Source organism: Pseudomonas sp. 22072, assembly GCF_052046095.1.
GTDB lineage: Bacteria > Pseudomonadota > Gammaproteobacteria > Pseudomonadales > Pseudomonadaceae > Aquipseudomonas > Aquipseudomonas paracarnis.
The window spans coordinates 1-26,206 of sequence record NZ_JBQEQE010000002.1; the positions used below are offsets into that span (position 1 = coordinate 1).

At 59.0% G+C, this 26,206-nt stretch carries 15 protein-coding genes; 6 read left to right on the forward strand and 9 right to left on the reverse strand.

Annotation, left to right across the window (positions count from 1 at the left end):
* From ACTJLA_RS02110 to ACTJLA_RS02125, 4 genes are all read right to left on the reverse strand, one after another.
* Positions 1–1,422, reverse strand: a 1,422-nt coding sequence (locus ACTJLA_RS02110) for an RHS repeat domain-containing protein (protein WP_440840623.1), incomplete at its 3' end; no start/stop codon positions are given.
* Positions 1,419–5,954, reverse strand: coding sequence for a SpvB/TcaC N-terminal domain-containing protein (locus tag ACTJLA_RS02115; RefSeq protein WP_314547793.1), 4,536 nt, complete (start codon positions 5,952–5,954; stop codon positions 1,419–1,421). The genes ACTJLA_RS02115 and ACTJLA_RS02110, both read right to left, overlap by 4 nt.
* An 11-nt stretch (positions 5,955–5,965) precedes the next feature.
* A complete protein-coding gene (locus ACTJLA_RS02120) occupies positions 5,966–10,792 on the reverse strand; it encodes a neuraminidase-like domain-containing protein (protein ID WP_314547791.1) in 4,827 nt (1,608 codons plus the stop codon).
* A gap of 36 nt (positions 10,793–10,828) precedes the next feature.
* Positions 10,829–15,013, reverse strand: a complete 4,185-nt coding sequence (locus ACTJLA_RS02125) for a Tc toxin subunit A (RefSeq protein ID WP_138763928.1) — start codon at positions 15,011–15,013, stop codon at positions 10,829–10,831.
* Between the two features lie 170 nt (positions 15,014–15,183).
* On the opposite strand from ACTJLA_RS02125, the gene ACTJLA_RS02130 reads away from it, so the two are divergent.
* Both ACTJLA_RS02130 and ACTJLA_RS02135 read left to right on the forward strand, forming a co-directional pair.
* Complete coding sequence (locus tag ACTJLA_RS02130; protein ID WP_034126362.1) at positions 15,184–15,648, forward strand: hypothetical protein; 465 nt, start codon at positions 15,184–15,186, stop codon at positions 15,646–15,648.
* 14 nt (positions 15,649–15,662) lie between these two features.
* Positions 15,663–16,475, forward strand: coding sequence for an SDR family oxidoreductase (locus ACTJLA_RS02135; RefSeq protein ID WP_440840624.1), 813 nt, complete (start codon positions 15,663–15,665; stop codon positions 16,473–16,475).
* On the opposite strand, the gene ACTJLA_RS02140 is transcribed toward ACTJLA_RS02135, so the two are convergent.
* Positions 16,472–17,329 carry a LysR family transcriptional regulator gene (locus ACTJLA_RS02140; RefSeq protein WP_259038620.1) on the reverse strand — a complete coding sequence of 286 codons (858 nt, stop codon included), beginning with the start codon at positions 17,327–17,329 and terminating at the stop codon, positions 16,472–16,474. The two genes, ACTJLA_RS02135 and ACTJLA_RS02140, sit on opposite strands and share 4 nt — an antisense overlap.
* A 111-nt stretch (positions 17,330–17,440) precedes the next feature.
* On the opposite strand from ACTJLA_RS02140, the gene ACTJLA_RS02145 reads away from it, so the two are divergent.
* From ACTJLA_RS02145 to ACTJLA_RS02155, 3 genes are all read left to right on the forward strand, one after another.
* A complete protein-coding gene (locus tag ACTJLA_RS02145) occupies positions 17,441–18,628 on the forward strand; it encodes an MFS transporter (RefSeq protein ID WP_440840625.1) in 1,188 nt (395 codons plus the stop codon).
* On the forward strand, positions 18,621–19,022 hold the full coding sequence (locus tag ACTJLA_RS02150) for a DUF4440 domain-containing protein (RefSeq protein ID WP_186527696.1): 402 nt from the start codon (positions 18,621–18,623) through the stop codon (positions 19,020–19,022). The genes ACTJLA_RS02145 and ACTJLA_RS02150 overlap by 8 nt, the downstream gene beginning before the upstream one ends.
* A 323-nt stretch (positions 19,023–19,345) precedes the next feature.
* Entirely contained in the window at positions 19,346–19,927 is a 582-nt protein-coding gene (locus tag ACTJLA_RS02155; RefSeq protein WP_314547782.1) for a phosphatase domain-containing putative toxin, read from the forward strand.
* 310 nt (positions 19,928–20,237) lie between these two features.
* On the opposite strand, the gene ACTJLA_RS02160 is transcribed toward ACTJLA_RS02155, so the two are convergent.
* From ACTJLA_RS02160 to ACTJLA_RS02175, 4 genes are read right to left on the reverse strand one after another with little or no spacing between them, the layout of a single operon-like run.
* Positions 20,238–21,098, reverse strand: a complete 861-nt coding sequence (locus ACTJLA_RS02160; protein ID WP_314547780.1) for an HlyD family secretion protein — start codon at positions 21,096–21,098, stop codon at positions 20,238–20,240.
* Between the two features lie 11 nt (positions 21,099–21,109).
* Complete coding sequence (locus ACTJLA_RS02165; RefSeq protein ID WP_005784982.1) at positions 21,110–21,310, reverse strand: DUF1656 domain-containing protein; 201 nt, start codon at positions 21,308–21,310, stop codon at positions 21,110–21,112.
* Entirely contained in the window at positions 21,300–23,477 is a 2,178-nt protein-coding gene (locus ACTJLA_RS02170; RefSeq protein ID WP_440840626.1) for an FUSC family protein, read from the reverse strand. Before ACTJLA_RS02170 ends, ACTJLA_RS02165 begins: the two co-directional genes overlap by 11 nt.
* A gap of 10 nt (positions 23,478–23,487) precedes the next feature.
* Positions 23,488–24,999 (reverse strand): efflux transporter outer membrane subunit, encoded by a 1,512-nt coding sequence (locus ACTJLA_RS02175; protein WP_072447116.1) that lies wholly within the window; start codon positions 24,997–24,999, stop codon positions 23,488–23,490.
* Between the two features lie 181 nt (positions 25,000–25,180).
* Here ACTJLA_RS02175 and ACTJLA_RS02180 point away from each other — a divergent pair, with 181 nt between their 5' ends.
* Positions 25,181–26,140: a LysR family transcriptional regulator gene (locus ACTJLA_RS02180; protein WP_034126355.1), complete on the forward strand. Its 960-nt coding sequence runs from the start codon at positions 25,181–25,183 to the stop codon at positions 26,138–26,140.
* Positions 26,141–26,206 lie beyond the last annotated feature (66 nt).

Below are 26,206 nucleotides of genomic sequence, written 5' to 3' on the forward strand. Positions count from 1 at the left end.
GCGCATGCCGTCGGCACCGTAGACGTAGCGCTCGGTGTCATTGAGGCGCAACGTGCGCTCCACCATATGCACATGGCTCAGTTGGTTACGTGCATCCCAACTCAGTGTTCGGCACCGGTCCAACATCAACAGGTTGCCGCTGGCATCGAAGGCTTCGGCAATCTCCGCTTCGGTCGGTGGCCTCCCGCCCACCTCGGGCAGGCAGCGATTACTGTGCTTGGCCGCCGTCAACACACGCCCATGTTGCTGTGGGCCGTGGTGGATCAGCTCGAGCAAATTGCCGCCAGCGTCGTAGCGATAGGTTTGACGATAGTTAGCCACGGCAGCCGGATCCTCGAGATGAGCAGGCCCGCGATTAGCGCTGCCGCCCTCCCAGCCGGTGGCTTCGATCAACTGGTAAAGACTGTCGTAGGTATAGCGGTTGATCGGCTCGATGCGTTGGTTGGCAAAGAAGCGCACCGGCAGTGCCTTGTCTTCAAGGCTAAGGATATTGCCCACCGGGTCATAGACGTAGTGCAAATCCTGTAGCGGTTCGTCGCTAGGCCCGGCAGCGCTCAGACGGTTCAATCGCCCGTCTTTCGGGCAGTAATCAAACCGACTGGTGACCTGGTTGCCTGCCGTTTGCTGTTCTATCTGTCCTTGAGCGTTGTAGTGAATGTCATGTACCAGCCGCTGCGCGGCGGTCGCGTTTTTCAGCTGCAGCCAGGCCTCGCGCAATCGGCCGTCGATGGTGTGATTGAAACGCTGCCGATTACCCTGCGCATCGGTTTGCTCCAGCACATTGCCCACCGGGTTGAACTGCAAAGTACTGCGAGCACCGGCTGCTTGTTCAAGCAAATCATCTCTCTCATCAAGGGGCAGTGGCCAATCGGGCATATCCAGGCTTTGCAGAAAGTGTTGATGCTGTTCCAGCACCGCGCCGGTCAAGCCGAACTCATTGAAATGCTGCGTTCCAGCCGGGGTGTCGTGGCGGATCAACTGGCCGCATTGGTTGTGCGCGGCATAGTGCGGCGACGCATCGGCGTAGTGATGACGTTCGACGCACGCAGCTTGCTCGAACACCGCCACAGGCCTTAGCAAACTATCGTATTCAACCTGTCGCTCATTACCGCGAGCGTCCCACGCTTGCACCTGTTCAGCCGCCTGCGTGAACAGGCTGACACGCCATCCTGCATCAACGCTGTGGGAGCCCAGTACCTTGCTGCCGAGCGAGTAAACCTGCGTCAGGTTGGCCCGCTCCACCAAACGCGGGTCCCACTCGGCCACGACTCGGCCCGCACCGTCGAAGCCACTACGACTGCTCCTTGCCTGCGCCTGCTCCCGCCCACTCTCACGCCAATAGCGCACCGTGCGCACCGTCAGCCCGCGAGGGTCGCTCACACTCAGGCCTGGGGTCTGCCGGTGCAGCGCAAGGGCGGTCATTGCAATGTCTTCCCCCGGGCCTCTTTCATCGCCATCACCTCTTCATAGGTGTCGTTTTCATCCTCGTAAATGCTGTACCAAGGCCAGTAGGTATGACGTCGCAGGTAGTCCTCCTTGGCGAGGACGGTACGAGTAGGACGGCCCAACGGGTCATAGAATTGTCGGTCGCTGTAACCGTGTTGCCTGAAGCTGACATCGTTGATGTAGCGATGATGATCGGCAAAATAGGGCCTGTAGATGCGCACAATCAGCCCCTTGTTGTTGTACTCGACCCGCTCGCTGACCCGCCAGCGCTCAACATCCTGTACCGTCACCGGCCGACAATTGCCGTCAAGCGCCAACGAGCCATCTTCCTGTACATGGTAGGCATAACCGCGCTCGACCTTTTGCTTGCTCTGCAAGGCGCGACCGAAACCGTCCCAACAGCTCAAGGCGACGCGGATTTGTTTTTCCGGATCGAGCGGGTAGCGATCAGCCTGCAAGGTAACGGCGTGAACAGGCTCGCGGCGCACCTGAGGGATCAAGCTCAACAGGCGTTGTCGCGCGGGCGTCAATGCATCGGATGGCGAGAGCAAACGGGGCGACACACGAATATGCCCGCTGGGTAGCAGGTCGCCCTGCGCTACGCATTCGTCCAGCCATTGGCGATCCTGCAGGTCGGCGTCAGGCACTCGGCCCATCCAACTGAACGGGTCGGCAAAGTGCGCAGTGGCGGCATCCTGCAACGCCGCGGCCGGTGCATCAATGATTTGGCCAGGTGTGCCGCCGAGTGGAGGACGGTAGTCATCGAGCGACGCAAAGCCCACGGGTTGACCACGTTCGGTGCCGAAAAAACTGGTGGCGATCACCTGGCCGAATGCCCCGTAAAGCACCTCCTGAGTGTTTTGATTGGGGTCGATAATGCGCGCCGGTTGCAGCAAGCGATAGTCAATCGAATCCACACGCGTCTCACAGCCGTCAGGTAGGCGTACCCGAGTATTCAGGCAGCCATAGGGGTCGTAACTCAGATGGGTCACACCATGACTGCGGGTTTGCTGCACGGTGATGACGTTATAGAAACCCGCGAGGCCGGCGTAGGTATTGAAACCGCGCTTGACCGACCACAATGGCGCTTGCGCCCCGTCGATGGACGGCAGAACCAGGCGCATTTTGTGGTACCCGACCTCCAGGAGTTTTTGCTCCAGGTCAAACGGCATTTCACCCTCGTCATTGCGCAGCAAGTCGTACGCCTTGAGCGCTGCCTCATCCAGCTCGGCAATTTCCAACTCATCGGCCAAGGCCAGGAACATGGCCTCTCCATCCGGTAAGGGGTGAACCCCGGACAAGTCCCGGTAGCGCTGCACCGACTGCCCCACCAGTGTTCGCTGAGCTTGGGGATTCAAGGGGTTTGCGGCGGTTTGCGCGATAAAGGCTTCATAGCTGATCGCGTCGGGTTGCAAGCCGTTGGGACCAGAGCCCTTACCCAGCACCAGCGCGTTGTCACGTTGCTGAAAAGGCAGGGCCAGGCGCCAGCCCTGTGGGTGTGTCAGGTGAATAAACCGCGCCAGGCTTTCACTCAGGTAGTAAACCTGCTGCGCCGAATCATGGGCATCACACCACCAGCGTTTCTGCGGTGTGATTTCATTCGGGTCCACCTGGCAGGCCGGATCATCCTGGGCCGTCAGGCGCCGGGCATAACTGACCCTGACGCCATGGGTCAGGCTGCCAAAGGCATCCCAGCGCAGGTTGATCCCGTGCTGGCACTGCGGGTCATCGACCTGTTGCTCGTACTGGTAGGCGATCGACTCCAACGATAACGCCAGCATCACCTTGTAAGGTGCGAATTGACCGCCTACTGGCCGATCCAGCACGCGTACCAGGTAGCGGTTTTGCTCGACGCTATAGGGGACGTCGCCTGCGTTGCGCCCTCCATAGGTTTCCACACGCAATACCTGGCCTGCCAGTGCTTGGAGCATGCCAGGCAACTCATCGGCCTGGGGTACGACAAGTTCATCGACACCGTCGGCTTCGTGATAATGGCTAAGCAAGGTTGCTCCCAAGGGGTGAGCGGCCAGATCACCGTTGAAATACTCATCGCACGCTGGGTCGATCACTTGTCCGACATGAAACCAGGTCTTGCGCAATACCGGCTCACTGAAACCCGACTCCCGTGATGCCTCGGCAGCAGTGTCGGTATCAGTCGCCAGGAGCAGGGCAAAACCTCGAAACGTTCGTACCTGTCCGTCGTAAAAACCTTTTCGATATTCGAACCGTTGCGTCAGCCGATTGCCCGTGATTTCGTCACATTGAACCTGCTCACTCACCACCGGCACGGGGAAAGGTAAACGACACACGGCCGGTTGATCGCTGGCGAGCAATTGCTGCTTTTCATCCAGCCACTCCTGGGCCGAACTGCGATATTTCACGCTCGCGGCGGCGCCTTGGTTGTTATTGGTGGCACATAACAAATAGGGTTTGGCTGCGACAAAGTCATACCGCCAATGCATGGGCGACATATGCGGCACCGTCAACACCAGGCTGGAGCAACCCAGCCCTTGCAAGTCAGCGGTACTCACCCGGCAAAATCTGTCATAGCGAACGTTTTTGGGCCAAGGAAGCTCGACGGCGTCGTCAAAGCCGTTGCCACAACGGTTCATGAACACCAGCGCGCACTCGGCTTTCAAGTAGACCAGGTCTGCGGCACCGGAGCCGTCCAGATCCGCGAGCAAGACCCGCGATGCATCGAACTCGTCATAAGCAAAACCCAGCGTGCTGAACCTGAACCCTTTACCAAAGCGGCCTCGCCCCAGGTTGGGCCAGCATTCAAGCCGGTCGTGGCGGATGCGGATCAGGTGCTGCTGGCCGCTGCCGAGCACGTCACTGAAGGCGACCAACTCGGTGGCGGCGTTACTGATCAACGGCAGATCATCCTCGCCTTCCTTGCGCTTAACCTGGGTGGCGGGGGCAAACCCCGCTTGCCGCTGGTTGGCATACAAACGTACGCTGCGCGGGCCGATCATCGCCAGGTCAGACAAGCCGCCCCCCATCAGATTGGCCAATTGCCCCTGGGGATGAAAAAACTCGTGAGGGAAGGCGTCCACGGTCGCGAAGTTCGACCAACTGCGGTCCGGGTTGCAGGTAAAAAAACCACACAGCCCAGGCTGGGCTACGACCCATTCAAGGCCGCCATCACCGGTGAGGTCGCTTAAAAACTGCCGGGGTGCTTGCAGGCGGTCAGCTATCGGAATCTCTGGCAACTCATGCCAATCGTCATAGGCCACGTCGTCAGGGTGGCTCGCCGCCTTGGCCCGCATAGGTGCGCGGTAATACCAGGCTTTATCGTCAGAATACAAAATGCCCGGAAAACCTTCGCCGTACAGGTCGACAAATTGATAACGCTGGCCGTCGTCAAGACCCGGCATCGTTTCAAATGGCTGATAGCGCTGGGGATCCGGTGCGAGCTCGAACGCGTTATAGATGAACTCCAACGGCGGCCGACTCTGTACCTTCCCGGCCCGGTCAATGGCTTGTTCATGGGCCGCATGCAGCAGGCTATAACCCAGTGACGATGGCCGATATTCAAGCAGTAGTCGGCGCACCAGCACGGGCGCCGACCCCATGTCTGGCTCATCGGGAAAGCAGTGGAACATCAGCACCTGCCGACACAGTTGTCGCGTCCTGAGCTCAAAACCATAGACATAGCTGGAGAACGGGTCGCTGCGCCCAGGCCATGCCTGGGTGGCCTCATAAGGAGGAGCGGTCATGAGGGCAGTAGGACGCTCACCATGGTCGAACACCAGATGAAAATGCCATAGCACACCTTGCCCAGCCTCAACGCGCCACGCATACAGCTGGTCATCGGCGAGCGCATTGCCGTAAAGCACCTTGCTCAAGTAACGCTGGGCACCTGCGTGATCGTCTGCCTGATAATGGTAGACAATGTGCTCGCCATGCGGGTTGAGGCTTTCTTCGAGCAGCCACTCCCCCACACGCGCATCGACATCCGGGTCGGCACGTCGTGAAGCAGCGGTTTTGCCGTACAGGTGCAGATTGCCGTCCGCACTGTGAATCAGCCAGAACCCCCCCGGGTCGTCGGTATCGGACCAACGCTCGATCAGTGCAAATGCGCCTTCGGTGCGAGGCCAGTAGCGTACAACGGTGTAAGGCCCCACCGGCAAGCCGTTATAGGCCGTCTCGACCCTTGAAACCTCTGTACCCGTCATCGGGTTGCGTTCCGGCATCCAGGGCTCCCCATCCGGCCCCAGGATCACGTCTTCATCGGTATACGCCGGCACCCCTGTGGACGTTCGTCGAGTGATCGCATTGGGCGTCTTGCCCCAGCCTATTCCGAACGAGCTGTTGCCGTTGGTGCTGCTGTAACCCAGCGTCAGGTCCGGGGCAAAACCCCGCCCGGGGGAGATTGGCAAGGGCAGCTCGAACGATGCACCACCGCTGATACCGACCGGTCCCAGGCCGTTGCCGATACTCTGGATGGCGCCACCGCCCTTGGGCAGGGACGGCGCGGCGATTTGCAGCGACTCGTCATGGTTCACTATGCCTCCTCCTAGCCAGCCTTGGCCGTGTAGTGCAGCTTAAGGATGATGTCGGTCAGCGATTCGAACAGGCGGTTCCGCGCCGCAACGTCAGTCGAGGTGAATTCCAACGCCCAGCTTGAAATAGCGCCCGTACCCTCAAAGGGCAAATAACGCTCATCGTCGAAACTGAAAGTGAACAGCCCATCGTCATCCACCCCGCCAGACAAAACGATTTGCTGGCTGGCCCGCAGGTTTTCCTTGAGGGTGTCGCCTATCTGCACGGCACTGTAGGTTTGGGTCAAGGTGGCGTGAATGTCTTCGTAGGGCCCCAGGACCACAGGCAACGACACGCTGATACGTTTGATCCGGCGCACGCTATGCCCAGGGTAATTGCTGTCGAACATGGGCTGCGTCAGCTGGAAATCGACGCGGCAGTTGTCTATCAGGCCAAGCTTGATGGTGTCCCAGTCCTGATTGATGGCGGAGGTCGGATCCTTGTCCTTGAGTTGGCGCAGGGACACCGTCTTGGTGATCTCCAGCCGTCGTTCATTGCGACTCAGGTACGCCGAATCCATTTTCAATAAGGACAACTTCAACGCCTCGCCGGCGCTCAAGCCTCGGTAGCTGTCCTTCCAGACGCCCGCCTGAATAAAGCGCGTGCTGAAGTCGGCGAGTTCAAATTGCCAACAGGCTTCGGCGGCCAGACACAGCGCCAAGGTGGCATCGTAGGCCTGGTAATAGAAGGTCGCGAACTGGCCGTTGAGCCATTGATAGAGTTGCGCATTGCTGAAACGGGTGCGCAGAAAATCATAGCTGGCCAACGCCTGATCCTGGGCGGCGCGGGCCTGGTTCAATTGCAGAGTGGTGGCGCGGGCCTGTGCTTCAAGCACTTGCATTTGTGCCTCGATCTGGGCAATTTCCAGCGTGGCTTGGTCACGGGCTTGCATCCATTCCTGGTGGCGGCGGCGGAAGTTTTCAGCGCGGTCCGTCGCCTCCGCAATGGTATGGAGCATCGCGGCCCTGGCTGAAGAATAGGCACTGACCATTTCGGCAACGCCCTCCAGGCGCCACCCCCCGGAGGACCCTACGGCAACAACACCATTAGTCAAACCCGCGTGAGCCCCGCCGCCGCCGCCAACCGAATTGGGGGGGGCCTTCAGGCCACTGCCAACGGCATTGGCCACCTGACTGATGTTGTCCAACACCCGCCCTTCCAAGTGCAGCGCTGCAGCAGCTTTTTCACCGGCATTCACCACTTCATCGGCCAACTTACGGTAGAAATCCAGGCGTCCCTGAGCCAGCGCCTTACTCGCCTCCAGCGCTTTTTTCTGCTCAAGGTCAATCGCTTGTGCCTGCTGCTGCAGGTCCACTGCAAATTGGGCGAACTCCCAAGCCTGGTGGTATTGCAGCTCCTGCAGTTGCGCCTGTTCCTTGCGCTCGATCAATGACAACAACGTATTGCCAAATTGGATCAGGGTTTCCACAGCACTGCTGGCACGGTTGTGCATCACACTGTAGCGATAAGGTGGCACCTCCTGGGCCAACAACCGCGCGGCACCACCGGAGGCCGCGCCCTGACCGAACGCCGCCAGCAGATCGCGCGGGTTCAAGGGGGCGGCAAACAAGGGCAGCATCAGCGGCTTGCCGTCCAGCGTACGGTTGTTACGCAGGTTGTCCAGGCGCGCCTCGGCGGTATCCCAGTTCTGGACCAACTCACGGTTGAAGGGCAAGCGCAGGTATCTGTTATCCAGATCAAGCAGGGTAGGGTCGGGCGCGAAAGTGCGCAGGTACAGCGGCGGTTCGGCGAAGTGGTAGAGCGACTCGCCATCGTTGGCCGCGGCACTCTCTTCGCGTAGTTGGTCCTGCCGGATCAGGCGCTGTTCGAACTCGCGCAATTTTGAGTTGGTGGCGTCGCTCAGGGTTTTCAGGGGGATCGGTTGCCAATGGTCCACCACGTTGATATCAGGGCGCGGCCCCAGCAGGTCAAGCACGCGCACGTACCACAACTTGGCCGCTACGAGGCTGTCGGGGGTCAGTTGCCGGTAGGCGGCGTCACCCCGGTCCAGCAGGTTCTTGATGTAGAACATGTAGATCGCCTTGCGATAGCGCACCGGGTGGCTGCTAGCGATACCGTCCGGATCGGCGGGTTTGCGCGACACGTAGTCCATTTCTACCGGGTCATCCATCAAAGGCCGTACGTTCCAGTAGGCCGGACGGCCCTTCTCGTCTTTTTTGCGCGAAGGGTCGAAGATAAAGCCCAGCCACTGTTCGGCGCCTTCGAAGTTTTGCTCCTGGTTCAGACGGTGGCTGACCATGAAAGGCAGGTGCAGGAACAACTCCCAGAAATACAAGCCGTTGGCACCGTGAAAATCCATCTGGTTAATGGCCGCTGGTGGATTCAGAGGGGGCTCTTCAAGGAGCTGAGTATCCCAGGACAGCAGGTTTTCCAGGGCGATATTGGCGCGGTTGATCAACTCGCGTGCAAACAATGTATTCATGCGGATGGGTTGGCGTGGAGCGGTGCCGGCATCGTTTAGCTTGATGCCAGAGTTGGTGAAATCGATGAATTCGGCGATGCCCAGAGTTGGGCTGGCACGGGTGTTGATGCGAGGGGCGATCAGCGGTGTGGTGACTTGCGCGACAAGCTCCAGTTCTACGTAGGTCATTTTCAGGGCATGTCCCAAAACCTGCCAGGTGGTACCGTTGAACACCTTGATACCATGGATAATCGGAATTTTTTTTGAGCCGATGGGCCAGGCTCCCAGCCAGTCAGGCAACAGGGTTTCAGGGTTAATGGGGAGCCTTAATGTATGGGTGTCGGGTGGATTTATTACTGCGAATCCACCGGAGTGCCAAAGTGACGCCGCGCCAGGATTAGCTGCCATCGGATCACTCAGATTCAGAGGTCGCAGAATAACGTGCTGAAAAACATAAGTAGGGGGCCTTATAAACTCCTGGACCTCAGCGTGACGGAATCCAGCAGGCCAATCCGTCTGCACTGTTTTTAATACTAAACCGGTGTGCATCAAATAATCACGCACCAGCACAGCAATCTTAGAAGATATTGATATAAAACCATTTGCATCCGGCAGACCAAGAGTACAATGATGAACATCATATGTGTCACACAAGAAATAAGACAATAACCCGCTTCCAACGTATCCATTAGTACGAGAAGATATCAAACTAACCCTACACCTCCCCCCACCACTAAACTGCGAACCACTCAACACTTGAATTCTAGAACCGTTCAAAAGCGTCTCATAGCCCGCCGTTTGGTTTGCGGGCAAAACCATTTCAAGCTTATATCTATCTTGCGTCTCCGAATCAAAAGCCGTTATAGAAAACGTCACATCCGGAGGCTTTGAAAATACAGCTGATATTTTAGATTTAAAGAACACTTCCCCTGTAGACTTATCATAAGTAACATCATCCCCACGGGAAGGGCTAACAATCGAAACCTGCCTCTCTTCAAAATTCCAGTTATCCAGCTCTTGATGCGGCCGATGCGACTCGACACTTTTCAGCGCTATACTAAGCTCAGGCACTTTGAACTGAAACCGCCCTTTATTATCCTGAGCAAATAACCTTCCCACCCTCAAGACATGGGGTGCCTTGATCTCCTTTCGAGTTCCGATACTGGGCACATACCCACGATTGGGAAACAGCGCCGTTACATTAAAGTTCTTATCGATCATCGCCGTTTTTAGAAACGCATATTGATCCGCCGCACCATCCGTCGCATTACCTGCGGTATACCCCATATACATCGCCACAAACATCGACTCCGGCATTGTCGAACTGTCGGCCACGGCAATGCTCTCAACCTGCTCCGCCAAGTCCGTAGTCTTGAACAACGGTGACTCACTCCAGGCTTCAATGACGGTTTGCGGCATACTCCAACTGTCGTCGTACTTCTTGTAGACCATGTTCAAGCGCAACATCGGGTTACTGTGTACTTTGATAACCGGTGAACCCGGATCTGGCGGTATGGGGGTACCACCTGGGAGATAACCTTCTTCAACCGTCATCTGAGCAGGGTTGTTATCCACGCACTCCACCCACAATACAAACAGGCGGTTATTGAACAACACTGGCCTGATGGTGCGCTCAATCGCACTGGCCGAAATCGGCAAGTTAGCCTTGTGCCAGTCTGACCACGCCCCCGGCTGCGGATAATCGAACTTTGGCCGGTTGGGATCCGTGCCGTTGAGGTTCATGTAAGTACGCTGGGACATATCCACCGAGCGCCAGTAGTACACACTCTCGGCCCGGGACTTGCCGATAAAGTAATACATGCCATTCTTGAAATCAGTGGTATTGATGTATCCATTGATAATCGTCAGGTTGGCCACTTCCTCAAAGCTCGCCAGATAAGACAGCACCGCTTCCTGAGTGGTGTCGATCTCGATCTTGTTCTGATTGAGGTCGTTTTCCAGTTGCTGGAAATACTTGGATTTGGTCAGGCGCAACGAGGGGTCGATATACAGTTCCGGGTAATAGCTCAACTGCTGGTTGGCCGCCCAGATGGGGTATTGGCAGTCGATCTCGCGCCACTGCCTGATCAGGTGATCTTCCATCACTTTGGTTTCATAGCCCGGCTCCATGCCCATCAGCGCGGCATTGATGTACTGCTGAATACTGGCGATGGCCGAGGCCACCGGGCTGGTGGGCACGGCCTGGCTGACCTGCACATCCAGCAGCTTGTATTGGTAGAGGTCGTTGGCGGTCTTGATTTTGTCGCTCAACTGGGCGTCGACAAACTCCGCTGCGTTCGGTACCACCTCATCCAGATAGTAGGCCACCAGGGCATCGCGCAGGGTTTCGTTGAGCTGGCTATCGATTGAGCTGGACATGCTCGCTCCTTATTCATCGTAAAAGTGCGCAGGCGCTCAGCGCCGGGCAGCCATGACCGCATTGCCTACCGCTTGCCAGGCCACACCCGTACTGTCGCCGTGCAGGGCTGTGGCCCTGAGCAAGTCCGCCGCAGCCAGCCCGCTGGCGGCACAGGTGGCTTGGCTGCGCAGGATCCAGTCGATGTCGGCCATGGAGCAGGCGCGCTTTTGCGCCAGCAGTTGGAAAAGCTCATGCACGTCGTCCTGCCGCCACCCCAACAGCCTGGCCAAAACGGAAGCGGCCTGGTCGCTGACTGCAGCGCGCAATGTTTTGTTTTTGAGCGCTGTTTTTCCGGGGTTGGCCGCGATGAAATAACCCAGCAATGCCTCCTCCGCCTGGCTTTGGCCATGAAACCACTGACTGTAGCGGCTCAGCAGGTAGAAGCTCTTGAGGTTCAACTCCAGATTTCTACCCGGAACTCCCAGCCATTGCGGATTAAGCAAAAACACACGCAAGGCACTGGTGCTCAACCGCAGGTCCATCACCACTGTCCCATGACGCAATACACGCTCGAGTTGATTGATCAATGAGTCAGTGGCGGCTGCGGTAGCCAGCCCCAACACCGCTGACAACAGGGCGTGTACCGAGGTCTGTGCCCAACGCAGTACAACTTGGGTGCGGTCCATCGGCAGGTTGATCATTTCTTGTGCCAAACCTTCGATCAGCCGCAGTTGGCGGTCATGGCCGGCCAGTAACATGTCGGCAAGCTTCGCCACGCTCTGCTCGCGCTCGTGAGGGAAGAGGTTCAACTGCCCCACTCGATAGTTAATCGCTTCTTGCAAGTAATGATGGGGGTCTTCGAGACCTGTGAGCGGAACAGGCCTCACCAGCCCCTGCGGGTCCAGCAAATACTGCAGCACTTCGCGCCATTTGATGGGCTCTCGTGCGGCAGCGGACTTGGGCCGTTCATAAACAGGCAGATTCAGCGCCGAGATCTGCTCATCGGTAATCAATACCTCTCGCGTCGCGGCGGCCAATATGCCCAAGCGGTCCACCAAGCCTTGGGGGGGCAGGTAATCTCCAGGCTCCAGGCCCAACGCGCGGCGTACCCCGGTAACACTTTGCTTGCTGTCCTTGAGCCAATTCACGGCCCAATCCATCTGCATCAACACATCGAGAACGTCAGGCGCGGGCGCCATTGCATCCTCTTCCCAAGCCTCTACGGTCGGTAGGTGTCTTTTAGGCAGCGTGCCGCACTTTACTTGCAGGTGGTGAACTGAAGACGGTTGGCTGGTTATTACCTCCCAAGCTGTCCTTGAAAGGCGCTTGCCGCTGAGCGACAACGTCCCACCAGCGCTCAACGGTTCAAGCGTAAGCGCGCTGCCGTCAGGATTGCGCACGAAGTTTTCTTCGTCTGAATGCTGGGGCTGCCGTTCCAGGGTAAACACCCGCGTGCCAGCTGCTGATGCAAAGTCGGTCCCCGCCAGCACAAACAAGGCTGAACCTGGCAGCAGACGCAATAAGGTACCTTCATGCGCGGCATCAACCACCAGCACCAGCCTGATGCTCATATCGCTGGCGCCCTGCGCAGTCAACGACCATGGCCTGAGGGACGACAATGAGGGTTGTAGCAGGCGCCCGGTACAGAGTAATCGCTGGTACTCCAGCCCCCCCAGCATATCCACCAGGCCCCAGCCTTCCTCCGGCGACAAGCCAAACATTTGCGGAATACGCGCCTGACGGTAGAGCGAGGACAGGGTGCCAAGGTCGCGGAGTAACGGCCCAACAAAATCCTTCGTTTGGTTGGCCAAGCGAGAAAGCGATGACTCTGTAGGCTCAAGGCCGAGCGCGGCACAGAGTTGTGCGACGATTTTTTTGTTCGCAGCGTCTGTCCCACTGACATTAAAGGCGGCTCTATTGAGTTCCAACGGCGTATCGAACAGCGCAGCAGGGTTAAAGACTTGGTCAAACAGCGGCACCTTGTCACCCGTGGCGTAAGGCGTGAGATCGTGGAGGAACGCCGCAAATTCTTCGGGCTTGATGCCATAACGTCGGCTGAAATAACGATAAACACCCAAGACCCGCAGGGTATTGGTGTTCAGGTCCATGGTCAGGTTGTGTTCACCCTCGCTGCGGATGGCGCAAATGAGCAGCGTGTCCAGTTCGGCATAGGACATGTCCATACCCAGGTCTTTCTTCAGCCAGCGCTGCAGACGAATCATGCGTTGCAGGCGGTCAAACCGTTGAGGGGACGTTTTAGTCAGGTACCAGACCGTGCGGCTACCGAGCGTGGTTTCCTTGAGGCCCATGGAATTGTCGAACTGGTCCGCACACGTCGAGACAACGGTAGCAGGCACAACACTGTCATAACGCTCGCTGCCATGGCCGTTGACATAACACGCGCCATAGTGAGAGGCGTGCGGGTATGCCTTGCCGACGCCATTGCCCCCCGTCCATTGTGGGTTGCCGCTGGGGCAATTGGGAGACACGTGGGGGAAATGCTGACGCTGGGATAAAAGCGCCTCGACCTGCTCGGCATCCAGCTCCGAACGTTGCATGAAGGTCTCGAGCTGCACCAGTGGGTTGTCAACGTGACCAATACCTTGGAGACCGTAACTGCGCTGAAAAAACTCCTGCTGCTCGGCCGTCCATGTCACGTACTCATCCAGGACAATGGTGAAGCTGAGTACCGCCAGTGAAACGGGCCTAGTGGTAGTGCCCGTGGTGGTGGTGACAGTAAATGAGGCTCGATAGCCCGGTTCGATAGGAAACGGTTCTTCTCCCCCCCAGCGGATAACTGTGCAGATTGTTGAGGTATTCGCGGGGTGAAGATAATTAGGCGTCCAAATATTAGCCGTGTTCGCATATAACGGCGTCCCAGAATTAATCCAGAAAAGACCCTCTCGTTTAGTATCGTCAGGCCCCGAGAATTCAATCGTTGCCGTGCTCGTCAATTTCCCTTGGTTGACTAAGGTTTCTGCCTGAGGCACAACAGACTTCAGGCTTGACTGTGGGGATATCAGTAAAGCAATCCTGATGGCCGAATGCGGACTCAGATGAGAAGTCCCCGGCCCTGCCCAGGTCTGCGTCAGCTGAGCCTTCGATAGATAAAACGTGGTGAACAATGAAGGTTCGATCAACAGTTGCTGTTGCTGAGGGCTTAACCCCGACATCAACAGTTGCGCTTGCGCTGCAGTGTTCTGCACCACGCCATAATCGTTCAAGCCCCGTTGGCTGATGGGCAACTGCAAGCTGATGCGATAGTTCAACTCCCCCAACTCAAGCTTCTTTTCGGCCAGCCCTAATCGGCATTGGTGGTGAGGGTAGTAATACGGAAACATGAACGGATAGCGCCGCTCGGCCAGTACGTCGTAAATCGGCTTGTTGGCATCCGGCTTTCCTGTCCGGTACCGGGCGATGTCGGCCATAAGTATCTCATTGACTAACTCCAGCATCGGTCTGGGGGTAAAGGTGCTTTGCTGGTCAATGATCAACCCCTCCAGATCGGGCCGCCGAGTCCTCAACAGAATCTTGGGCCGATCACCCTGGCCGGAGCCTTCCAGGGTGCGCGTAGCGAAACGATATTGAGCGCTGAGGTAGGCCACCGGCGAATCGACCGCCGCCATCGCGCCCACTTTGCAGAACTCATCCCAGTTTTCCTTGAACAGGTTCGGGAAACTCGGCCCGACATCGACCAGCGCACGCACACCGGTCTGCTGGCCCTGGTACTGGGTTCTGCCGTTGGATACCTGGTGTTCACGGTACAGCCGACCGATCTGCACCGCATAGCACATGGCATTGTCATAGGCCACCTCGCCATCCGCCTCGCAGATCTCACCCAGGCGTTGGACGAAGTGGGGCTTGGGTTGGGCGATGATGTCGAACACCGACGCCATGCCCAATTGCTGCATCGCGGTGATGAAGCTGACTTTTTCCAGGCCCACTTGCCGTTCGGGCTCGTTGACCAACGTAAGAAGCAGACGGTCAGTTCTCGAGTCGTTGTCCATGCCCACGCATTCCCTCAGGTAGAGATACACCGCTATGTCCAACAAACTGAGTGGTTCTAAAAAATAAAGAACCTGTGAACTCTGACAGTAGCGACGAACGGTGCCTGAGGAACGGCCGAACACCCGAGTTGCCTGAATTGGGCGAGCCTGCCGTTGGCGGAAACTGGCTTGGCTCTGGTGGAAGCTTGCATTGATGGCTTGCAGGCCGATGCTTGTGCTCAGTAAGTCAGTCATCGCGGGCGAGCCCACTCCCATAGTTTGACCGGGTACACCCTTGGAATAGGGTCAACCTGTGGGAGCTGGCTTGCCTGCGATGGCGTCCGTGCGGCCAGCACAATGCTCAAGCTAACCCATCCCGCCTACGCTTAAGTTAGGATGCTCGTTCCCTATTCGAGGTGGTCTCCATGTTCTTCGGCGTTCTCCTGATCATCACCTGGCTGATCCTGCTGCTGCGCTACCCGGCCAAGGCGCTGCCGGTATCGTTGGCCGCTGCCGTCGGCCTGGGGTTTGTCGCGGTTTGGGTGGTATGGCTGGACAATCGCGAAGCGTCACAACTGGCGCGTCTTGAGTTGCGCATCACCTACGCGCCGCAAGACTGCCCAGCCGACCGACCGCTCAAACTGACCCTCAACAACGGCAACGATGTACCGCTCACCGAACTGCGCTGGCGCGTGGCCGCCTACGCACCGGGCGATACGGTCAACCTGGCCGACAATGTCTACGCCGCCCCACGCTATCGCGGCCCCGGCGAGTTGCAGGCGGGCGCCACCTGGGATGACTGCCTGCCCACCCCGCCGCTGCGCCCCGGCTATCGCCCACAAACCCTGGAATTTCGCGCCGAGCACCTGCAAGGCAGTTTCTCGGACTGACAAAGGATGGACCCATGCCCAACGTACTGATCACCGGTTGCTCCAGCGGCATCGGCCGCGCCCTCGCCGACGCGTTCAAAGCCGCAGGCTTCGAGGTATGGGCCAGCGCCCGCCGACCCGATGACGTCGCCGCCCTCGCGGCCGCAGGCTTCAATGCTGTGCAGTTGGACGTCAATGACAGCGCCGCTTTACAACTCCTGGCCGAGCAATTGAGCGAGCTGGATGTACTGGTCAACAACGCCGGCTACGGCGCCATGGGCCCGTTGCTCGACGGCGGTACCGAGGCGATGCAACGCCAATTCGAAACCAATGTGTTTTCCATCGTCGGCGTGACCCAGGCGCTGTTTCCTGCCTTGCGTCGCAGCAAGGGCCTGGTGGTGAATATCGGTAGTGTTTCCGGCGTATTGGTGACGCCGTTCGCCGGCGCCTACTGCGCATCCAAAGCCGCCGTGCATGCCTTGAGCGACGCCCTGCGCATGGAGCTGGCACCGTTTGGCGTGCGGGTGATGGAAGTGCAGCCTGGTGCGATCAATACAAGCTTTGCGAAGAATGCCGGCGCCCAGGCCGAGTTACTGATCCAGGAACAGTCGCCATGGTGGCCATTGCGCGAGGGCATTCGTGCACGCAGCCAAGCGTCCCAGGACAAGCCAACCCCGGCCAGTGAGTTTGCTGCAGACGTGCTCAAGGCGGTGCAGCAAGCGCAACCGCCGCGCCTGTTGCGTTCGGGCAACGGCAGCTGCGCGTTACCGTTGATGGCGGCGCTGTTGCCCAAGGGGTTGCTGGAGAAGGTGCTGAAGAAGCGCTTTGGCTTGGGCGGTAGGCTCTAAGGTTTCATGAAATCAATAAACGCCCGCACCTTCAGCGGCAAATGCCGCGTGTCCGGATACATCGCGTAAACCCCTTGCGGCGCAAAGCGGTGGTCCGCCAACAGGCGCACCAAGCGTCCCGCGTCGACATCCCCCTGCACCAACCATTGCGGTAAAACCGCCACACCGTGGCCGCGCACCGCAAACGCCTGGAGGACCGCCGCGTTGTCGGCCACCAAGGCTGACGGGCCGGCTCGATAAGGGTGGTCGAGACCTGCCGGGTCGGTGACGCTCAGTTCGCTCAAGCGGCCGTGGCCCAGCCTGGGCAACTGCTCCAACTCAGCCAGGGTTTGAACTGCGGCAAACTGCGGCGCCGCGACGGCGAACACGTCGAATGTGGACAACTGCACGGCGCGGTGATTGGAGTCCAGCAAGCGCCCCAGCCGAATCGCCACGTCAAAACGCTCGGAGATCAGATCGGCGTGGGTGGAGGATGTGGATAAGTGGATATTCAGGTCCGGGTGCAGGCGTCGAAAGGCTTCTACCGCCGGAGCAACTACGGCCAGGGCATATTCGACAGTGGTGGTGATGCGCAGGGTGCCTTTGAGCTGGGCATGTTCACTGCGGGCTTCTTCTACCGCCAGGCGGGCCTCTTCAAGCATGCGCGTGCAGCGCAGGTAAAAGCGTTCGCCGGCATCGGTGAGCGCCAGTTGGCGGGTGTTGCGGGTCAGCAGGGTGACGCCGAGTTCCGCCTCCAGGCGCTTGAGGTTGAAGCTGACCACGGCGCGAGTCTGGCCCAGCAGGTCCGCGGCAGCGGTGAGCGAGCCGGCCTCGACCACAGCCTTGAAAGTGTCAAAACGGTCCAGGCTGACCATGATGGACGCCCTCCTTTGTCAAAATATTTTTGACAAACTAGCAGGCAAACCGGCGTATCCCAAACCCTGCTTGCGGCCTACCCTGCCGGCTTCACTTGCAGGAACGCGTTCATGACCTACCGCTCGAAAGTCGCCTGGATCTTTTTATTGGGTTTTGCCCTGGACCTGGTGAACATGTTTGTTGCCACCGTCGCCTACCCGGATATCGCCCGCGAGCTGCACGCCTCGGTCACACAGTTGGCGTGGATCGGTAATGCCTACATGCTCGGGCTGACAGTGATCATCCCCTTGAGTGTGTGGTTGGCGGCGCTCATGGGCGAGCGCACCCTGATCGCTACCAGCCTGCTGCTGTTTGCCGGCGCATCGGTGATGGTCGGCCAGGCTGGCTCCATCGAAGCGTTGATAGCTTGGCGCGCCTTGCAGGGGCTCGGCGGCGGCTTACTGATTCCGGTGGGGCAAGCCATGGCTTACCGACACTTTCCCGCGGCCGAGCGCAGCCATTTGACAGCGCGGGTGATGTCGGTGGCGTTGCTGGTGCCAGCGCTGTCCCCGGCGTTGGGTGGGGTGATTGTGGACAGCCTGTCCTGGCGTTGGATTTTCTACGCCAACCTGCCTCTGGCGCTAGTGCCCCTGCTGCTGGCACTGCTGTGGATAAAACCCGATGTGCCTTTAACCGAGCGCCCGCCCCTGGACCTGGGCAGTGTGTTCAAACAAGCCGCCAGCCCGATGCTGCGCGTGGCAATGCTGGTTTACCTGTGTATTCCGGGAGTATTTATCGGCACCAGCCTGATCGCCATCCTGTACGTGCGCGGCCTGGAGTATGACGCCACCCAGACCGGCGCGCTCATGCTGCCGTGGGCACTGGCCTCGGCCGTGGCGATCTACCTGAGCAAGCGACTCTTCAATCGCTGCGGCCCCAAACCCTTGTTACTGGCCGGCATGGCGCTGCAATGCGGCGGTATCCTGCTGCTCAACGAGCCGACGCTGATTATTGCGGCCTACGTCTTGATGGGCCTGGGCGGCAGCTTGTGCAGCAGCACCGCACAAACCCTGGCCTTTCTGGATATTCCCGCCGAGCGCATGGGCCACGCCAGCGCGTTGTGGAACATGAACCGGCAAGTGAGTTTCTGCGTGGGTGCCGCCGTGCTCAGTGCCGTACTGTCGGCCTTGGATTCCTTCGCGATTACCTTCACGATGGCGGCAGCTCTGACCCTGTTGCCGCTTTTCGCAGTGTTGCGCCTGGATTCTTCCAGGGTACGCGCGCTGCTTCACCCTTGCAGCGAGCCCAAACATGATTGACTACAGCGATTTTTTTGAAGAAGTGATCCAGACCCACGTCGAGATCGAACAATGGTTTGCCGGCGTTGCGCCTGAGGGCACGCTGGAAAATCTGCTGGCGCGCTTCTCACCCGAGTTCAGCATGGTGGCGCCCGCCACCGGTACGCGGGTCAACACGGCCGGGGTCAATGCCTTGTTCACGCGCCTGGGCGGGATGCGTCCGGGGTTGAAAATCACCTTGAGCGAAATGACCGGGATTGATCGTCACGCACGCGGCGCCACGGTGACCTATCGCGAACATCAGGTTGACGACAGCGGCACGCGGACCGATCGCCGCGCCACCGTGGTATTTGAGAAGCTCGCCAGTGGCGCGCTGTTGTGGCGGCATTTGCATGAGACATTTATCAAGGCGTAATCGAATAGACGAAATCAGATTTGCTTGCGAATACAGGAACTCAGTCGCCCCTTCCGCTTTGAGCCTTTGCTGTGTACAAAAAACTCAATCAGAGAGCGAAGTAGCTCTTTAATTTCATGTTCACTCATCACCCTATCCATCTTGTACGTCGACGACAATTGGAACTCCTAGCAGTTTCGCAGCGGAATTATGCCTAATCAACGCTAGCCTACCGCTCATCACTTTCTCTCCGTACCTGTTAATTCTGACAGTAGACACCTTTGGGCAGCTGAGCGGATTCTAATTCAGCGAACTGCAACAACCCAAATCAAACGGAGGGTAAAATGAACGTAGACGTATGGAACCTGCAAGGTTACACAGATGCCCTTAGAAAAAATGGAAAAGTAGTTTTTTCAAACTGGGTGACTCTCGACAAAGCTGGGACACAAGTATTCAGAAGCTCTCAACCTTATTACACTGGAAGTGACGACACTGTCCAAGATTTTGATGATGATGCCATCAACCTATTGAAAGAATATAATATAAAATTAATTATTAGTTTAAACGCGAACGGTGTAACCGAAGAGGGCATGCTAAAGCTAACTGCAGCGGGCATCACTCACATCAACAAGCCAGTAAAAGACTTCGGTACGCCAACGCTCGCGGACTTATACATTTGTTGTCAATTATTGCATGACACCATTACCAAGGGAGATAAAGCTCTCATTTATTGTGGATTCGGCGCAGGGCGCACAGGAACTTTATGGAGCGCATTCCAAATTTATAGCCTCCCGCGAAACCAGAATCTTAAAACTGAGGTCAGCAGAATCATCAAGGACTCTACCGCCGAAACAACAGGCCAAGAATCAGTTATGCTGGAACTTGCAACTGGCCTAAACGTAATTAATGTAAAAACCGAGCTATAACGAGGGACCGCCATATCAAGTGTCGCACCTTACTTCTAAATAGGTGCGACCTCACCACATGCTGCTTTCTGACTACACGAACACACCAAAACTCAGCGAGGGATCACGCCCCACCGCTTAATTTTAAATAGCTCCATCGCACTCAAACTCGTCGCTATCAAAACTTAAAAACAGCCAGACATTTTGGCTCTAACGAAGCAGCCCTTCCACGTAGATCACCTCCATAATTTTTCCATATAAGAATCGAACGAAACTAATCATTATCGCACGCGCTACCGCCTTGCTATTCAGTTAGCATTTATAACCATTTTTACAGCCGGTTTGCCTGCACAATGACGGTGCAAGTAATCCCCGCCGCCAACAACACGCCCTCCGGCACTTCATCAATGTGAATCCGCACCGGCACACGCTGGGCCAAGCGCACCCAGTTGAAGGTCGGGTTCACATCGGCGATCAGTTCACGGCTCTCGGGGTTGTCGCGATCGTAGATGCCGCGCGAGATGCTTTCCACATGGCCCTTCAAGGTCTCGCCGCTCATCAATTGCATATCGGCTTTGTCGCCCACCCTCACGTGGGGCAGTTTGGTTTCTTCAAAGAAGCCATAGACCCAGAACGAGTTCATATCCACCACGGCCATTTTCGCTTCGCCGATACGCGCATAGTCGCCACGGTGCACGTTGAGGTTGGTGACATAACCGTCCACCGCCGCCAGTACTCGCGTGCGTTTCAAGTTGAGTTCGGCGGCCTCCAGTTGTGCCAGGGCGTGCTGGTAATCGGCCAGAGCCGAGTCGGCGATGTTGCTGGCGTCGTCGCGGTTTTCCCTGGAGATCACCAGGGCGTCGAGGTCGGCGCGGCGGTGCGCGTTGACCTTGCGCATTTCCCAGGTGGCCTTGCGTGAAGCTACCAGCGATTGCGCTTGCTTGACGGCAATGCGGTAGTGCTCGGGGTCGATCTGCATCAGCAGGTCACCTTTTTTCACCAACTGGTTATCGCGTACCGGCACGTCCACCACTTCGCCGGTGACGTCAGCCGCCACATTGATAATGTCGGCGCGCACCCGACCATCGCGGGTCCACGGCGTTTGCATGTAGTGCACCCACAACGTGCGGCCAATCCAGATCGCCAACGCCAGAACCAGCAAGGTGGCGAGCAGGCTGAAAAACTTTTTCATCGGGGGCATTCTCAACGGTAGACGCTCAGCGCCAGGGCGCCGAACAGGCAAGCGAACAGGCTCAGGCGCAGCAGCGCCGGGTGCCAGAAGAAACGGTACAGGTCGAACCCGGCCAGGAAGCGATCAATCGCCCAGGCCAGCCCGGCTGCGATCAAGAACATCAGGGTCATGGTCGGCATATAGATGCCGTGGAATGCAATTTCACGAGGCATTCGGGGCTCCTTTGAGGGCGGCCAGAGGCGATTGCGGGTCGAGCAACGAGGTGCGAATAAAGTGCAGGTAGCTCTTCACACGGCGCAGGGCCGAGGTGTCGAAGTGCGGGGCGAAGGGTTCGTCGGTGGCCTGCACACGGCTGATCGCATGGTCGACGGCAATCAACCCGCGCTCCAGGTTGCTGGCGCTGGGTTGCAGGAACAGCCGCACCAGCGAGCGCCCCATCACGCGGATCGCCTGGCGCCACGGCTGCGATTCGGCATACGCCGGGTGCACCGGCAAAATCGCCTGCTCCTTGCGCAGCTCGATGATCGCGTGGCCGACCTCCAGCACCACGAACATCCAGCGCAGCAAATCGCGCTGCACCTGCGGCTGGCCGGCCGCGAGGCCATACGCCTGGTGCAGCAGGTCGCGGGTGCGGCTTTCAAAGCTCGATGCCAGGCCCTTGAGCTTGCCGCTGATGGCATACACCACTTGCTCACGCAGGTCTTGCTCCAGGCGGCGCCACAACCAGCGGCTGTTGGGCGGCAGGATGATCGCCCCCGCCGCCGCGCACACCAGCATGCCGATGACCATGGCGATGTAGTCGTTGATAAAGGTGTAAGGGTTGTAGACCGTAAGGTTGTCCGGCACCGAGCCGGTGCTGAAGAAGATCAACAGGCCCACACCCACACCGGCGTATTGCGGGCGTGAAGACAGAAAGGCCCCGAAGATGATCACCGGCGCGAGCATCACGCACAGCAGCGGGAAACCGTCGATCCAGGGGAACACGAAGAACATTTCGACAAAGCCGACCAAGGCGCCGATCAAGGTGCCGCAGGCCATCTGGAACGCCATGCGCTTGGGGTTGGGCGTGGCAGCAGACAGGCCCACCGTGGCCGCCGCGATCAGGGTCATGGTGGCGCCGCTGGGCCAGGCAGTGGCCACCCAGTAACTGCCCAGCACAACCAGGATAAACGAGGCGCGCACCCCGGCAGCGGCACAGGCCAACCAGTTGGTCTTTGGCGTGTAGGCTTCGTGCCAATCCTCCCGCGCATGGCGATGCTCGGCCAGGGACGCGTGGGTTTGCGCGTAGTTGTGCAGGTCGTCGACGAAACGGTACAGCAGCTCGTAGGCAGTGTGGAAATCCAACTGCTCGGCGTCCGTCGGGTTGCCCTCCTGGAAGCTCGCCCGCAGGCTGCGCACCTTGGCGGGCAGGCCGTCCTTGTAGGCGCTCAGTTGGTTGACCAGGCGCGCGGCATCGGGGCTGGTGAGGGCGCGGCCAGAGAAGCTGTCGAGCACTTCGGCCAGGTCTTGCAGGCCGGGTTTGATCGCTGCCACCACATGGTCGGCCTCATCGGCGCGCAAGCGTTCGAGCAATTGGTGCAAGGCGTTGAAGCGTGTGGTGATGCTCATGAATTCGCTGTTGAGGCGACTGAGCCGCCCGTTGCGCCGACGCATGTGCGGGTCCTCAAACACGGTGACGCTACGCAAGCCTTCCAGGCCCACGGCTTCGGCAATAAAGCGCACGTTGCTGGCCTCGAAGCCTTCGCGCTGGCTGCGCCCGCGCAGGCCGTCAGTCACGAACAGCGCGAACACACCGAAGCGCTGGTACAGCGCGTTGCGCATGGCGGCGCTGGAGGTCTGCGGCAGGATGGCGGCGCTGACCAGTGTCGAGCACAGTATCCCCAGAGAAATTTCCAGCACCCGCCACACCGCCGCCATGAAGGCGCCGTCCGGGTGGGCCAGGGCCGGCAGGCCGACCATCGCCGCGGTGTAGCCGGCGAGCACGAACCCATAGGCGCGAAAGTTGCGGTTGCGCGTGGCACCGGCGGTGCAAATGCCGACCCAGATCGCCAGCGCCCCCAGGAACAGTTCGGTGTTCTGCGCAAACAAGGCGATCAACAGCACCATCACCGCCGAGCCTGCCAAGGTCCCTAGGAAACGGTAGAAACTCTTGGCGAACACCTGGCCGCTCTGGGGCTGCATCACGATAAATACGGTGATCATCGCTGTGCGCGGTTGCGGCAGTTCCAGGCGCATGGCCAGCCACAGCGTCAGGAACGCAGCGACCAGCACTTTGAAGATATACACCCAGGTCACGCCATCACTGCGCGCCCAGTCGAAGAAACCACGGCGCCACTCAAGGGAATGCAGCCAGCGCAGCGGTGCAGGCAAGGGAGTCATCAAGGCCTACTCAGTGATCAAACACGGCGAGCGCCGCCGGAGTCTTGCTTGGGAGTGTCTTGGCAGCCGTGGGCACATCATCGCCAGCACCGAGGCCGCCGCCCAAGGCGGTCACCAGCTCGGCATGGGCGCTGAGGCGTGCCGCCTGCACCTGTTGTTCGATCTGCTGCTGGCGAAACAACAAGGTTTGGGCGTTGAGCACGTTGAGGTAGTCAGTGAGGCCGCGTTGATAGGCGACCATGGCGATGTCGTAGGTTTTCTGCGCCGAGGCCACCGACTGCGCGGCGAAGGCCGACTGTTTGTCCATGGACTCGCGGCGGATCAACTGGTCACTGATGCCCTTGAGCGCATTGACCAGGGTCTGGTTGTACTGGGCCACCGCGATGTCGTAGCCGGCACTGGCTTCACCCAATTGCGCACGCAGGCGGCCGCCGTCGAAGATCGGCAAGGTGATCGCCGGGCCGACGTTGTAGTTGAATTTCTTGCCGGCCAGGAATTCCAGCATGCCGCCCCCAGTGGCCATGTAGCCAAGGCTGCCGACCAGGTCGACGTTGGGATAGAAGCCTGCATGAGCCACATCGATACCCCGTGCCTGGGCCGCTACCTGCCAGCGACTGGCGACCACGTCCGGGCGTTGGCCGAGCAATTGCGCCGGCAGGCTGGAGGGCAATTTCAACGGCGCGGCGAGGGCCAGGGTCGGGCGCTGCAACTGCGCGCCCTCCCCCGGGCCTTTGCCGGCCAACGCCGCCAGTTGGTTACGGCTCAGGGCGATTTCCTCGTCCAGGGCATCCAGTTGGCGATGGGTTTCCGGCAGCGGGGTTTCGGCCTGGCTGACGTCAAAGTGAGTACCGATCCCAGCGGCCAGGCGTTTGTTGGCCAGGTCCAGGATCTGCTGTTGCTGGGCCAGGGTGGCGGCCGCGATGTCACGGTTGGCGTACTGCAACGACAGCTGGATATAGGCGCGCACCACGTTGTTTTGCAGTTCGAGCTGGGCCAGGCGCGCTTCGGCGGCGCTCATGTGCGCCAGGTCGACCGCACGTTCGGTCGTGTTGCTTTCCCGGCCCCACAGGTCGAGGGCGTAGCTCAGGCCCAGGGACGAATTGTTGTCCCAGGTGTTGGCGCCGCTCAATTGGCCGGGGCCGTAGAACTGATCCTTCGGCCAGTTGTGACGCTTGAGGGTGGTGTCGCTGTTGATCTGCAGCGACTCGGCCGACTCGGCCACGCCGGCCAGCGCCCGAGCTTGGCGTACGCGGGCGGCGGCCACGGCCAGGCTGGGGCTGTTGCGGGTGGCGAGTTCGACCCAACGGTTGAGCTGCGGGTCGCCGTAGGCCTGCCACCATTGGGCGGTGGGCCAGTGGGCGTCGCGGTCGGCGCTCTGGATCGCGGCGTCGGTGGCCAGGCTATTGGCGTTGATCGCCTGGCCTTGCGGGGCGATTCCTCCGGTTCCGATGCAACCGCTGATGACTGACGTTAAAGCCCAAACACTGAGAGTCTTCAGCTCTCTGCTGATGCGACGCGGCACGGCAAGCGAATTCCTGAGAGGGTGTTGCGGGAGAGGTGGCGCAATTCTAGGCGGCGCCAGGGAGGACGATAAGCTGGCATTCCTGTGAATCTTTGTTACCGTTCAGGCGATAATCCGTTGGTAGGGATCACTGAAAGCGTAACTTTCTGTCACAATTTGCTATCTCCCTTGAGAACACTCCATGGACACTTTGCAAAACATGCGCGCCTTCAGTTGTGTGGCCGAAGCCGGCAGCTTCACCGCCGCCGCCGTGCAACTGGACACCACCACGGCCAACGTCTCGCGCGCGGTCTCCAACCTTGAGGCCCACCTGCAAACCCGCTTGCTCAACCGCACCACCCGGCGCATCGCGCTGACCGAAGCCGGCAAACGCTATTTGCTGCGCTGCGAGCAGATCCTCGCCTATGTCGAGGAGGCCGAGGCCGAAGCCAGTGACGCCCATGCGCGCCCGGCCGGGCAGTTGAAAGTGCACACCATGACCGGCATCGGCCAGCATTTCGTTATTGACGCCATTGCCCGCTATCGCCGCACCCATCCCGACGTGACCTTCGACCTGACCCTGGCCAACCGCGTGCCGGATTTGCTCGACGAGGGCTACGACGTGTCCATCGTGCTGGCCAGCGAACTGCCGGACTCAGGTTTCGTTTCCCAGCGCCTGGGCATCACCTACAGCATCGCCTGCGCCTCGCCGGACTACGTCAAGGCCAAGGGCTGCGCACAGCGGCCCCAGGACTTGCTCAACCATGCGTGCCTGCGCCTGGTCAGCCCGGTGGTCCAGCTGGACAAATGGACCTTCAACGGCCCTGAAGGCCAGGAAAGCGTGGCGATCAACAGCTCGCCCTTCCTGGTTAACTCGGCCGATGCGATGAAAACCGCGATCACCAGCGGCATGGGCGTCGGCCTGCTGCCGGTGTACGCCGCCATCGAAGGGCTGCGCAACGGCACACTGGTGCGGGTGATGCCGACCTACCGGTCCCAGGAGTTGAACCTGTACGCCATCTATCCTTCGCGCCAATACCTGGATGCGAAGATCAAGACCTGGGTGGAATACCTGCGCGGTTCGTTGCCGGAAATTCTGGCGGCGCACCAGGCGGAGTTGGTGGCGTATGAGTTGAGCGGTGGTGTGCGGATGGCGAACTGATTTTGAAATGCTGCTTCCCACCCCCTAAAAATTTATTGTGGGAGCTGGCTTGCCTGCGATGACGGT

Bases quoted from the DNA above. Each gene is read 5' to 3' on its own strand.
- ACTJLA_RS02165 (WP_005784982.1), bottom strand. From the start codon at position 21,310: ATGCCTCGTGAAATTGCATTCCACGGCATCTATATGCCGACCATGACC.
- ACTJLA_RS02135 (WP_440840624.1), top strand. From the start codon at position 15,663: ATGCCCAACGTACTGATCACCGGTTGCTCCAGCGGCATCGGCCGCGCC.
- ACTJLA_RS02180 (WP_034126355.1), top strand. From the start codon at position 25,181: ATGGACACTTTGCAAAACATGCGCGCCTTCAGTTGTGTGGCCGAAGCC.
- ACTJLA_RS02120 (WP_314547791.1), bottom strand. From the start codon at position 10,792: ATGTCCAGCTCAATCGATAGCCAGCTCAACGAAACCCTGCGCGATGCC.
- ACTJLA_RS02170 (WP_440840626.1), bottom strand. From the start codon at position 23,477: ATGACTCCCTTGCCTGCACCGCTGCGCTGGCTGCATTCCCTTGAGTGG.
- ACTJLA_RS02160 (WP_314547780.1), bottom strand. From the start codon at position 21,098: ATGAAAAAGTTTTTCAGCCTGCTCGCCACCTTGCTGGTTCTGGCGTTG.
- ACTJLA_RS02130 (WP_034126362.1), top strand. From the start codon at position 15,184: ATGTTCTTCGGCGTTCTCCTGATCATCACCTGGCTGATCCTGCTGCTG.
- ACTJLA_RS02125 (WP_138763928.1), bottom strand. From the start codon at position 15,013: ATGACTGACTTACTGAGCACAAGCATCGGCCTGCAAGCCATCAATGCA.
- ACTJLA_RS02140 (WP_259038620.1), bottom strand. From the start codon at position 17,329: ATGGTCAGCCTGGACCGTTTTGACACTTTCAAGGCTGTGGTCGAGGCC.
- ACTJLA_RS02150 (WP_186527696.1), top strand. From the start codon at position 18,621: ATGATTGACTACAGCGATTTTTTTGAAGAAGTGATCCAGACCCACGTC.
- ACTJLA_RS02145 (WP_440840625.1), top strand. From the start codon at position 17,441: ATGACCTACCGCTCGAAAGTCGCCTGGATCTTTTTATTGGGTTTTGCC.
- ACTJLA_RS02155 (WP_314547782.1), top strand. From the start codon at position 19,346: ATGAACGTAGACGTATGGAACCTGCAAGGTTACACAGATGCCCTTAGA.